The sequence below is a fragment of the Yinghuangia sp. YIM S09857 genome, from assembly GCF_051388915.1.
GTDB lineage: Bacteria > Actinomycetota > Actinomycetes > Streptomycetales > Streptomycetaceae > Yinghuangia.
Map to the genome: position 1 here is coordinate 49099 of NZ_JBPKBH010000031.1, position 12340 is coordinate 61438.

A 12340-nucleotide genomic window follows, 5' to 3' on the forward strand; every position below is an offset into this window, starting at 1 on the left:
CCCTTCCGCGTGTGCGTGGAGCCCGGCCGGAGACGAGGCGGGCTGCCGTAACCGGCCCTGGGCCCGCCGGGAGGGACGCCCCGACCGGGCAGGAGGATTGCCGAGATTGTCGGAATTACTCCTGTTCATTGGTTATGGGAGGCGTTCCGAAAACTGATGTCCTGTCGCAGCCGACCCTGCCCGCCCCGCGCGTCCCTCCCGTCTCGGGCCCCGTCCTAGACCCGCGCGCGGTGTCGTTTGGGTCCGGACGTCCTGTCGTGGAGACTGGGCCGATGCCTTCCGCCCTGCCCGACGGCCTGCCCGCGCCCCTCGACGGCTCCCTGCCCGCCTCCGCCCTGGCCGGGACCGACGACCTGCCGCGCCCGTTCGGGTTCTACGTGCACGTCCCCTACTGCGCGTCCCGGTGCGGCTACTGCGACTTCAACACCTACACCGCGGCCGAACTGGGGGGCGGCGCCTCCCAGGCCGGATACGCCGACGACGTGATCGCCGAGATCCGCCTCGCCCGCCGCGTTCTCGGCGACGCGGACCGCCCCGTGGAGACCGTCTTCCTCGGCGGCGGCACCCCCACCCTCCTCCCGGCCGCCGACCTCGCGCGCATCCTGGGCGCCGTCCGCGACGAGTTCGGTCTCGCCGACGAGGCCGAGGTGACCACCGAGGCCAATCCCGAGTCGGTCGGCCCGGCGTACCTCGACCACCTGCGCGAGGCCGGGTTCACTCGGCTGTCCTTCGGCATGCAGAGCGCCCGCGCGCACGTCCTCCAGGTCCTCGACCGCCACCACACACCGGGCCGCGCGCAGGAGTGCGTCGCCGAGGCGCGCGCCGCGGGCTTCGAGCACGTCAACCTCGACCTGATCTACGGGACGCCGGGGGAGACCGACGAGGACTGGCAGGCGTCCCTCGACGCGGTCCTGGCGGCCGGGCCCGACCATGTGTCGGCGTACGCGCTCATCATCGAGGACGGCACGCGCATCGCCGGCCGCATCCGCCGCGGCGAACTCCCGCTGCCGGACGACGACGTGCTCGCCGACCGCTACCTGATGGCCGAGGAGACGCTGACCGCGAACGGGTTCGGCTGGTACGAGGTCAGCAACTGGGCCACCTCCGGCGCGGCGCGCTGCCGCCACAACGAGCTGTACTGGACCGGCGCGGACTGGTGGGGCGCGGGGCCCGGCGCGCACAGCCACGTCGGCGGTGTGCGGTGGTGGAACGCGAAGCACCCCAAGGCGTACGCCGAGCGCGTCGCCGCGGGCGAATCACCGGCCCAGGGACGTGAGTTGCTCACCGAGGAGGACCGCCGCGTCGAACGCATCCTGCTCGAACTCCGCCTCAAGGACGGCTGCCCGCTCTCACTGCTGCACGAAAAGGGCATGGCCGCCGCGGAGTTCGCGGTCGAGGAGGGCCTGTTGGATCCTGCCAGGTTCGCCGACCGGCACGCGGTGCTGACCCTGAAGGGCAGGCTCCTCGCCGACGCGGTCGTCCGCGACCTCGTCGACTGAGCCCGTACCGGACGCGCGTTCGCGCTCCAGCCGAGGCCGTGCCGTGCTTTGCGACCGGCCCGGCCGAAACCAGGTCAGGACGGAAGGTCGAGCACCGGGCGCACCTTCGCCCCGTCGAGGTATTCGTCCCGCAGGTCCTCGTCGGGCCTGAGCCGGTACGCGCTCGCGAGCGGCAGCCAGGCCAGGAACGCCCCGTAGCCCCCGCACGTCGCCTCGCCGCCGTCTCCGCCCACCAACACGCCGGACTCCGACGTCAGTTCGCACTCGTACGGATCCCTCGCGATCGCCAGCCCGAAACGGTTCACCGCATGCTGCGGACCGTCGGGCGCGCTGAACGGGTCGTCCGACTCGGGGTGGTCGTCACCCCAACGGAACAACGTCCGCGTTCCGGCGCCGCAGGCGTACTCCCACTCGTCCGGAGCGATCACGCGGGCGCCGAACGCGGCCAGCGCCGCGCCCACCTGCCGCACCACGTCGTCGTCCTGGTCATCGTCCTCGTCGTCCCCGGCATCGACCAGTTCGTCGACCGCGACCGCCTCCACCGCGACCAACAGGCTCGGCACGCGCACCTCGCGCGGCGCGGTCAGCGACCCCGGCGCGGACTCGCCCATCCCACGCAGGAATTCGCGTACGTCGGAAGTGAACCCGTAGTCGGCCGCGCCGCTCGCGTGTGCCGCCGCCTGCGCGGGTGACGGTACGAACGCCTCGACGTCGAACCCGAGTTGCACCGTGCCGCCGGGCACCAGCGCGTACCTGCGCCCGTCCCGCGTGAAGTACGCCCGCCGCCAGGTCCGTCCGGCCACGACCGGCCCGTCCTCGCAACCGTCGAACTCGACACCGGGTACGGACCCGGCCACCGCCCGCGCGGCCGCCTCCGCCGCCGCGGCGTCGGCCCGGGCCCAACTCCCGGCCTCCCAGGCAACCGCCATGCCGCCCTCCCGTCCTGCCTCGTCCCACGTTCACGCGAGCCAAACCCTGCACGCTGGACGCTGCACGCCGGACCCAGCGCATCGAACCCTGCACGCCGGACCCAGCCAGCGGAACCCCGCGCGCCGAACCCCGCGCGCCAGACCCAAGTCCGGGATCCCGCGTCCCGGACGCACGGCCCCCTACAGCGCGACGTCCATGATCAGATCCGCCAACTGCTCGTCGATCCGGTTCAGTTCACCCGCATAGCGCCGCAGGTCCGCCCCGGTCTTCTTGGCGTCGGACTCGCCCTGCTCCTTGGTCTTCAGCGCCTCGCCGACCTCGTCCCGGATGCTCTTGATCTCGGCGTCCAACCCCTGGGCGATCGCGTCGCGCATCGTGCGGAGCTGCTTGGTGATCTCGTCGCCGAGGTTCTGCACGTCCGCGTCGGCGCGCCCGCGCAGTTCCTCCACCAACTGCTCGGCGACCTGCTCCTTCATCCGCTGGTTCGCCTTGTTGAGCTGGAGCGCCCCGCGGAACAGGTTGCCGCCCAGCAGCATCGCGAAAATGGCGACCGGGCCGAGCCCCACGAACACCGCGATCGCCCCCACCGCGATCTGCGGCAGCAGCGTGGTCAGCATCGTGCGCAGGCTGAACCGGCCGCCGCTCAGGGCGGTGCGCGGGTCAAGCACGAACGACACCGCGTCCGCGAGCAGGCGTTCCAGCGGCGCCTGGTTCTTGTCCGGGACCTTCAGCACCTGCGTCTCGGCGTCGTCGCGGGTCAGCGACGCCCGGATCTCGTCGATGCGCGTGACGAACTGCTTCACGTCGTCGTCGATGGACCGCTCCAGGTCCTCGACCCGGCGGGCCAGCAGCGGCTTGAGCTCCTTCTCCTGCCACTCGGCGAAGGCGACCTGGATGCGCCCCGACAGGTGGTCGGAGATCTCCCGGACCGCCGCCTCCATCTTCTCGCGCGCCTTGAACGGGTTCGCGCCGAGCGTGTTGTTGGGGTCGTAGTCGCGTGCCCAGCCCGGCACCTGGCTGATCACCCGGTTCATGAACCGGCGCCCGGCGTCCTCGACTTCGCCGCGTGTCTCGCGCAGGTGGCCCTCCATCTGCGCGACGATGACTCGGCGGTTCTGCTCAAGGCGCGTCAGCGGCACCTGCACGCGCTCGTACGTCGCCCGCAGGTCGTCGACGCTCTGCGTGAGCATCGCCTCCTTGCGGTCGATCTGCTCGCGCGCCTCGATCAGCAGGTACTTCAGCTCTCGCGCGGGAGAGAGGATCTTCGCCCGGCCGCGCTCGCGCGTCAGGAACTCCTCCAGCGAGCGCTCCAGTTCCACCATGCCGGACTCGCCGACAAGCGCCGGGTCGTCCTTGCGGCGACCGTTGAGTGCCGCCCGCGCGTTGACGAAGAAGACGCGGTCGGGGCGGGAGACGTACGGGCCGAGGCGCTTGCGGATCTCGCGCTTGACGTCCTCGCGCTCCTCCTCCTCGACCAGGTTGATCTTGTTGCCGACGTAGAACACGTCCTCGTGGCCGCGCGCCTTGACGTGCACGTCGAGGAACAACTGCTCGCTGCGCGACATCGCGGCCTGGCAGTCCACCACGAACACCAGCACGTCGGCCTGTTCGAGGTACGCCAGAGTCACCCGCTCGCGCTCCGGCGCCTCGTTGAGGCCGGGGGAGTCCACCACCACCACGCCGTTGCGACAGAGTTCGAGCGGCCACCGCACGACCGCGCGCTGGTACGGGTTGGGCGTGTTGTCGTCGTCCGCCCCGATGGTGACGTAGTCGACGATCTCCTCGACCCCGATCGGGATCGGGTCGCCCGCGCTGCCGTCCGGCTCCAGCGGGTAGATCAGTGCCGAGCGCTGGTCCGCCCACATCACCTCGTTGATGATGGCGGTGCACGGCCGCGCGAACGACGGCAGCACCTTGTCGCCCAGCATCGCGTTGATGACCGTGCTCTTGCCGCGCTTGAACTCGCCGACGATCATCACCTTGAACGCCTCGGAGGCGGCCCGGGTGCGCACCGACGCCAGCTTCTTGACGCCGCTGCCGATCGACAGGCCGGAGATGATCGGCGTCAGCCGGTCGATGAGCTCGACCAGGGTCTCCTGGCGGGCGCGCCACGCGCTGTACCCGCCGGCTCCTCCCTGGGCCCGGTGCTGCTCCACTGTTCTCCCTCCCTACGGCGCGTCGGCCCGCCCCGCCCGACGTCCGTGCCGAACCACGGATCATACGTTCATCGGTGTGCCACCGGTCTCGGGCCCGTCACGCGGCACCCCCTCCGTCGATCAAGGCGTCGACACCGGTGATCAATTCCTGGGTTCGGGTGAACAGTTCCTGCCAGTCCGGTCCGCCGGTGCCCTGTGCGGTCAGGGCCGCCAGCCGGTCGCTGCGCCACGCCTTCTGCCCGCGCACCGCCTCGTCCATGACGCCGCCGTACAGCGTGTGCAGGCGGTCCGACACCTGCTGCGAGAAGCCCGACAGCAGTTCCTCGATCGCGGGCTCCAGCGCCTTGGCCGCCTGGGTGCGCTGCCCCTCGGTGAGCGAACCGGACTTCACCTCGCCGAGCACCATGCCGCCCACCGAAGCGGCCATGCCGGCGCCCATCGGGATGGCCGCGAGACCGCCGGTCAGCGGGATGATGAGCATGCCGAGTACCGCGACGCCGCTCGGCCCGATGCGCCACGCGAGCTTGCGGCTCTTGAGGTCCTTCAGGCCCAGTTCCTCGGCCTCGTTCAGCTCGAACTCGGTCGACAACTGCTCGGCTTTGTCGACCTTGTGCGTGCTGCCCGCCCCGAAGTGCCGCTTCATCTGGGCGTCGAGCCACTGGAGGTCGGCCTGCACGCTGGAGTGCAACTGGCCCTCGTACTTCTTGGCCAGCGCGGTGAGTTCGCGGCGCAGACGGAACGGCAGGTCGCGCTCCCACCACGTCTTCGGGTCGGGGGTACGCTCCATCTCGTATCGCAGCGTGCCCAGCAAATCGTCGCGGGACTGCGTCAGGTGCTCGCGGAACTTCTCCGCCGTCTCCCCGCGCCTGCGCTGCAACTCGACGCGGACCTTGCCCCATTCGGCGGTCATGTTGTCGATCTCGACCTCGGCGGCGTCCGCCGCGCGACGCCGGTCCTCCACGCTCAGCACGCTGTTCGCCACACCCTGCCGGGCGAGCTCGGTCATCTCCTCAAGCAGGCCGAGCAGTTGGCCGGCGGTCTGGCGGGCGCGCATCGCCCGGCGACCGCCCGACGCGGCGTACTCCTCCAGGCGCCCGCGCACCTCGGTGAGCGGGGCGGCGTCCTCGCGGTGCGGCCCGGCGAGCACTTCGAGCACCGGGGCGATGCGGCGCACCCGGCCGCCCAGGTAGTCGACGATGTCCTCGCGCTCGTCGTCGTCAACCGTGTCGAGCTTGGAGACGACCACCGTGATGCGCGGGACATGGCGGGCGATCACCTCCTCCTCCAGGAACGACGTCTCCGAGATGCCGAGCGGCTGGCTCGCCGACACGACCATGAAGACCGCGTCGCTCGCCGCGACCGTGCGGCGCACGAGGTCCTGCGCCCGGTCGTCGTCCAGTCCGTCGCCGTGCCCGGCGTTGACCCCCGGGGTGTCCACGATCTCGACGTCCAGGCGGGCCAGTTCGGGGTCCTCGACCAGGACGCGCACGCCGACCAGCGCGTCGTCGCCGTCCCCGGACGCGGCCTCGTCGACGCCGTCCCACGACGACGCGACCGCCGGACGGACCTCCGACCTGCCGTCCGCGTACTGGAGTTCGATGCGCGCCTCCGGACCCGGCGCGATCACCACCGGTACGCGGGTGTGCCGGCCCTCGGGGACCACCTTCGCCCCGAGGAGCCGGTTCACCAGCGTCGACTTGCCGCGGCCGAACTCGCCCACCACCGCGATCCGGAAGCCGGGCCGCCGCATGCGCGCGCGCAGGCGGTCGACCTCGGTGCAGATCTGGTCGAGGCCGTACTGCTCGGCCAACTCCCGGGCCCGCGTGATGGGGTCGCTGAGCGCGGCCCCCGCGGACTTGACCAGGCTCGGGCCGGAGCCCTCGGTACGCCCGGCCGCCGCGGGAGCACCCGCGTGCGGCCGCGTGACGGCCCGCTGGGGAGGAACGCCCGCCGAGGACGTGCCGGTTCCGCGCGCCGGGGCCCCCGCACCCCGCGCCACGCCACCGGCCGGGGCCGCCTTCGGCGCAGCCGGAGGCTGCGCCGCGGTCCTCGGCGGGCCGGGTTGACCGGCGACCCCGGCCTCGGCGGAACCGCCCGACGCCGAGCGCGAACGGGCCTCACGGCCCGCCGACGCCTGGCCGGACGCGGCCGGCGAGACCTGGAGCCAGGCCCGGGTGCTGGGCACCAGCACGTGGTACACCGGGTAGGCGGCACGCGGCAGCACCTGCGCGTACGCACGCGTGAGCAGCTTCAGGTCGCGCTCGCCCGGCTCCGACACGAAGCGGGTCAGGGTCTGGAAGAAGCGGGCCCGGGCGGCGAGCGCCTCGGCCTGCATCGACAGGTTCCAACCGCCTTCGTTCCCGGCGGACTTGGCCTTGGCCAGCATTCCGGCGGCCTCGGCGTTGTCGGCCAGGGTGATGTGCTGGAGGACCTTCTGCGACGGCCACTCCCATTGCACGGCGCCCCACGCGGGGGCGACGGTGATGACGGGCGCCTGCGGCTCGCGGCGGCCGACGGCGACCAGCGCGGTCAGCGTCCAGGTGCCGTCCACGCGCTCGGCGACCGGCGGCAGGGCGAGCGAGCCGCCCTTGAGCCAGCCCTTGAGCTCGGCGCTGCGGTGGATGCCGCCCAGGAGCGCGGCGACGCCGGACTGGCGGCGGGTTTGCGGAGCCTGCGCGACGCGGGCGTTGACGGCCTCACGGTCGATGGTCACGGAGATTTCCTCTCGGGGAAGTCTGGTGGTATGAGGGCGAATCGGGCCGGTGGAGCGGGACGAGCCCGCCGGGGCCGCACCGCGTGTCGCGGGCGCGGGCCCCGGCGTACCGTCGGCGCCGCGGGCCGACCGGGGCCGCCACGGGGGCGGGCCCGGCAGGCCGCGGCGCTAGCCGCGTCACGCCGGCTGGTGCGCGATGACCGCCTGGTTGCCGCCGTCGTACCACGCGTTCGTGAAGTCCTCCAGGGCGATGGCCTGGGTCTGGCCCTCGGGCCAGGACGGGTCGTTGACGATGACGTAGACGGAGCCGTCGGGCTGCACGTCCATGCCGGTGACCCACACCGACCCCATGACGGACGGGTTCTGCTCGATGGGCTCGCCGGTGACGACGTCGCGCATCGGGATGCCGGTCTCGTTGAGGTCCACGACGGCCATGACCGGGTCGCCGGTCTCCAGCGCGTCGATGAGGGTGTTGACGTCGGCGTCGTACACCGTCTCGGTCTCGATGCCGTGCAGTTCGAGGAGGCTGCCGACGTCGGTGTTGGTCATGCCCAGCTCGGGGTCGAAGAAGCCGGCGTTCTCCGCCTGCTGGACCAGTGCGGCCTCGTTGTAGGGCTCGCCGGTCAGCTTCTCGATGATCGCGCCCTCGGTCGCGAGCGGCGCGTTGACCGGGCTGTCCGTCTCGTGGAAGTACGCGGCGTCGGCCAGCGGGTCGCCCACGCCGTCGAAGTCGGCGACGCTCCAGTCCGGCGTGTAGTGCGCGATCTCCATCGGGCCGTAGGACTCGTACGGCGGCACGGCGTCGGCGTCGTAGCCCTCGTAGTAGGGCGTCTCCGGGACGACGGGCGCCTCGGTGTAGTCGATGTTCGTGGAGTGGTCGTCGACGGTGGTCGAGTTGTCCACGTACGTCGTGGAGTTGTCCACGTAGGTGTCGCCCTCGTTGACCACGTACACATCGGCGCTCTGGTCGCCCTCGACGTACACGTCGCCTTCGACGGTGACGTTGACCTCGACGAAGATGTCGTTGTACGGGTCGTAGCCGTAGTCGCCCCAGCACGGGTCGTAGACCACGTCGTAGCCGCCGCCGTACGGGCCGCCGTCCGCGTACGGGTCGTAGCCCGGGTCGGCGTACGGGTCGTAGCCCTCGTCGTAGCCCGGGTACTCGTAGGGGTTCTCGTACGGGTACTCGACCGGCACATAAGCGTCGGGGTCGTAGTCCGAGTAGTCGGACGGGACATCGGTCGGCAGCGGGTCGCTCGGCGCCTCGCTGTTGTCGTCCTCGACCGGGACGTCCGCGACGTCGCTCGGACCCTCGTACGGGTACCCGTGCTCGGCGTAGTAGTGGTCGTAGTTCGGGTCCGACGGGTCCAGGCCGACGTTCGGGTCGTTCGGGTCGACGGTGCCCTCGGCGTACGGGTCCTCGGCCCCGGCGTCGGCGTACGGGTCCTCCGTCGCCGTGCCGGTGTCGCCGTACGGGTCCTCGGTGCCCGCGTCGGCGTACGGGTCGACCGGCGCGGCCGGGTCCACGTAGTCGTCGGGGACCGGGACGTCGCCGCCCTGCGGGACCTCCAGCGGGTCCACGTACCCCTCGGGCACCGGGACGTCGCCGCCCTGCGGGACCTCCAGCGGGTCCGTGTACTCCGGGATCTCGGGTGCCGGCGCCACGTCGGGCAGCGGGTCCGTGCCGGTCTCGTCGGTCACCGCGTCCAGGGTCTGGACGTCGGCGCCCTCGGTCTCCCACAGCAGGTCGCTGCCCGCGGTGTCCTCCGCGAGCGTCGTGTCGTACGACGGGTCGTCGAGGTCGGCCGGGGCCTCGTACAGGTCGTCGCCGTAGTTCTCGGTCATATTCGGGTTCCCCCCCGAGTAGAGAGGCGTTCGCGTTGGGAGTTGACCGTCGCGCGCCGCCGTTCCGTTTGCCTGCTCGCATCCTGGAGCAGGGTCTTGCGTGCCGCGAGGATGGCCTCGCGGCGGTGGTGCTCGGTGACCATGTCGGCCACCGTCCGCTCGTACGTGGCCCGGTACTGCTCCACGTGGTCCCGAACGGTCCCCGCGTAGTGGTCGGTCGCCGCCTCGATCGCCTCGCCGATCTGCCGTGCGAGGCCGGTTGCGACCGTCTGGAGTGTCTGATGCATTTCCGCCCGTGCGTGGTTCCGCAGCGCGTTCATGTCCGTCGTCGCCATCGAGTCGGCGATGCGGGCCGCGAAACCGCCCAGCCCGCCGCGCGGTTGGAGCCCCGGGGGAGGCGGGACGACGGGGAGCGCTTCGGGGGGATTTGCAGGGTGTCGGTCCGGAATCGACGCCCCGTATTGCCCGGAATGCCGAGGCACCGGCGGCGGCATGTTGGGCGGCACGGTGCCGCGCAGGGGGCCGCTCGGCGGGGGCATCGAGGCGAACCACTGGTCCACTCCGGAGCCGATCGGACCTGATCCTGTTGCCTGTTGGCGAACCGCCCGTAGCTGTTGTGTGACACCCGAGACGTTGGACTCGTACGCCAGCAGCGCGTCGTTGGCGAGCTGCGTGCCGCTGACCACCGTGACGTCCCGCCGCACGACGCGGACGGCCTCCTGGTCGAGCTTGGCGTACTCCGCCTCGAACGCGGCCTCGACCGCCGCCTCCGCCTCGCGCGCGCCCTCCGCCAGCGCGGCGGTCACGGCGCTCTGCACTACGTCGCCGATGCGCGGCAGATCGCGGCGGATCAGGTCGGGTACGTCGGTTCTGATGACCCGGCGCATGTCGTCCGGCGTCGCCGCCGCGTCGATCGCCGCGTCGATGGAACGCCTCGTGTACTGCTGCCACTGCGCGGCCATCGCGCCCACCGCACGGCGGGCGTTCTCGGCGCCCGACCCGACCAGCAGGTCCGCGCGCGCGGTGTGCCGCTGCGCGAACGCCGCGAGGTCGGGGATGCGTGCCTGGCCCAGTTCCTCTTCCTCCCGGGCCAACCGCCGCCGCGCCTGCTCCAGTTCCTCGCCGAGGTCGCCGAGCACGTCTTCGAGGAGGCGCAGCAGGTGGTCGGACACGGCGATGATGCGCTGCCGCTGCATCTGGTCGCGGAGTGCGGCGAGCGTGCCGGGGAAGGCGTCGGCCCAGTACTCCTGTTCCGGCCCGAGCAGCTCGCGGCCGGTGGCGCGTCGGAGCACGGCGTCGGCGGCGACGCCCTCCACCACGACGTCGTCCAGGTCCAGCAGCCGCGCGAACCGCCGCCGCACGTGGTTGAGCAGGTCGTCGTGTTCGTCGTCCTCGACGTGGTCCATCTTCGTGACGAGGAAGATGCAGCGGCGCAACAGCCCGGGGTCGAGCGCGTCGGTGAGGAAGTCGGCGAGCGAGGACGAGGCGGGGGAGGCCGACGGGGTGAGCACCGCCGCGAGGTCGGCCTCGGAGCGCATGACCTCGCTGGTGATGTCGGTGTGGCCGACCTCCGCGTTGGTGCCGGGCGTGTCGATGATCACGAGGCCGTCGCGCAGCGGGGTCGCGGGGTGGCGTACCTCCAGGTACTCCAGGTGCGGCGCGATGCGCTCGTCGGCGGTGAGCAGCGACAGGATCCCGGCGGTGTCGCGGGGGACGCGCAGGTACGGCGCCAGGTGCAGCAGCATGCGCCCGAGCGGGCTCTCGGCGCCCTCGGCGCGCCCGTGCGGATACATGTAGCGGATGCCGTCGTTGCGGAACCGGACCTGGAGGGCGAACTCCGGGCCGTGCGTGATGCGGGTCGCGGCGGCGGTGGTGCGCAGGGCGGACGTGGGGAGGAGGTCCAGGCCGAGGAGGGCGTTGATGAACGTGCTCTTGCCGGCCGAGAACTCGCCGATGACGGCGAGGTAGTAGCGGTCGTCGCGCAGCCGGTCCTCGACCGCGCGGACGCGCGCGGTCAGTTCGCCGAGCCGGTCGCGGTCGGCGACGGTGCGGCGTACCAGGCCCTTGGCGAATTCGAGGTGGTCGGACACCTCGGTCAACGCTTCGATCGTGTCGCGGCGCTGCTCGCGCGCGGCTTCGGACCGGTTCCTGCCCGGCCCATGAGTCATACCCACGTGCATGGCTCCCCCCAGAGTGGGGCCAGTTTGACGGGGCCCGGACAGCCGCGTCAACGTGCCTGCGAACTGTGCGCGGGGGCAAGGGGAATGCCGCGTTCCGCGGGGGCGCCGACCAATGGGATGGACAAGAAAGCCGCCCTACGGGAACCTGACGCGTTGTCAGACCCAGTCGGCCGACCTCTCCCCGGAGCACTCGGTCGCCGAGTTCCTGAAGGAAGCTTCCTGCATGGGTTTCATCGGCAAGCGTTCCGCCGTTTTCGCCCTCGTTCCGCTGCTCGCGCTGGGAACGGCGGCGTGCAGTTCGGACGACGACAAGGGCGACAAGGCGGACAACACCGCGCAGTCGCCGGCCGCCGGTACGCCGTCCGGCCCGGCCGCGTCCGCGGCGTCGGACGCGAAGCGCCTCACCGCGGCGGAGTTGAAGGCCGCGCTGATCGAGTCCGCGGACGTGCCGGGCTACGACGTCCGGTCCGGTTCGCCGGAGGACGACGGCACCGGCGTCGAGACCACGGACACCGCGGAGTGCCGGCCGCTGCTGGCGCTGGTGGCGGCCGACCAGGACCACATGCCGGCCCAGGACGCCACCGCTGCGGCCTCCAAGGCCGACAACAGCAGCAAACTGGTCAGCATGATCTCCCTGGGCCAGTTCGACGGAGACCGGGCCGGAAAGTACCTGACCGAGGCACGGGACGCGCTCGGCAAGTGCACGGCGCCGTTCGTCGGTACCGACGAAGAGGGCACCAAGACGACCTACACCATCGAGGACAGCAAGAAGCTCTCCTACGGCGACGACTCTCTCTCCGTCACCTTCGGCATGGACGGCGATCCCACGACGGTCGTGTTCGTGCGCAGCGGATCGGTCCTCATCCAGGCGATGGCGCTCGACTTCGACTTCGAGGGGCCGGGGACCGTCAACCCGACCGTGCCGGACGACGTGCTGCGTGCCCAGTACGACAAGCTCGTGAAGGCCCAGAAGGGCTGACCCGGGGGCGTACGGACTCCTCGGACGGGGCGGCCCGC

The 12340-nt window shown here is 71.8% G+C and carries 7 protein-coding genes; 2 read left to right on the forward strand and 5 right to left on the reverse strand.

What is annotated here, in order from left to right:
- Window positions 1-272: 272 nt before the first annotated feature.
- Window positions 273-1499: a radical SAM family heme chaperone HemW gene (hemW, locus tag ACRX5S_RS38880; RefSeq protein WP_436777997.1), complete on the forward strand. Its 1227-nt coding sequence runs from the start codon at window positions 273-275 to the stop codon at window positions 1497-1499.
- A gap of 74 nt (window positions 1500-1573) precedes the next feature.
- On the opposite strand, the gene ACRX5S_RS38885 is transcribed toward hemW, so the two are convergent.
- The 5 genes from ACRX5S_RS38885 to ACRX5S_RS38905 all read right to left on the reverse strand — a co-directional run bounded on the left by ACRX5S_RS38885 (window position 1574) and on the right by ACRX5S_RS38905 (window position 11311).
- Window positions 1574-2428: a hypothetical protein gene (locus ACRX5S_RS38885; RefSeq protein ID WP_436777998.1), complete on the reverse strand. Its 855-nt coding sequence runs from the start codon at window positions 2426-2428 to the stop codon at window positions 1574-1576.
- Window positions 2429-2608: 180 nt separating this feature from the next.
- A complete protein-coding gene (locus tag ACRX5S_RS38890) occupies window positions 2609-4585 on the reverse strand; it encodes a dynamin family protein (RefSeq protein ID WP_436777999.1) in 1977 nt (658 codons plus the stop codon).
- Window positions 4586-4682: 97 nt separating this feature from the next.
- On the reverse strand, window positions 4683-7298 hold the full coding sequence (locus ACRX5S_RS38895) for a dynamin family protein (RefSeq protein WP_436778000.1): 2616 nt from the start codon (window positions 7296-7298) through the stop codon (window positions 4683-4685).
- Window positions 7299-7475: 177 nt separating this feature from the next.
- Window positions 7476-9143, reverse strand: a complete 1668-nt coding sequence (locus ACRX5S_RS38900) for a hypothetical protein (protein WP_436778001.1) — start codon at window positions 9141-9143, stop codon at window positions 7476-7478.
- Complete coding sequence (locus tag ACRX5S_RS38905; RefSeq protein ID WP_436778029.1) at window positions 9140-11311, reverse strand: dynamin family protein; 2172 nt, start codon at window positions 11309-11311, stop codon at window positions 9140-9142. The genes ACRX5S_RS38900 and ACRX5S_RS38905 overlap by 4 nt, the downstream gene beginning before the upstream one ends.
- Window positions 11312-11546: 235 nt before the next feature.
- Here ACRX5S_RS38905 and ACRX5S_RS38910 point away from each other — a divergent pair, with 235 nt between their 5' ends.
- Entirely contained in the window at window positions 11547-12302 is a 756-nt protein-coding gene (locus ACRX5S_RS38910) for a hypothetical protein (RefSeq protein ID WP_436778002.1), read from the forward strand.
- Window positions 12303-12340 lie beyond the last annotated feature (38 nt).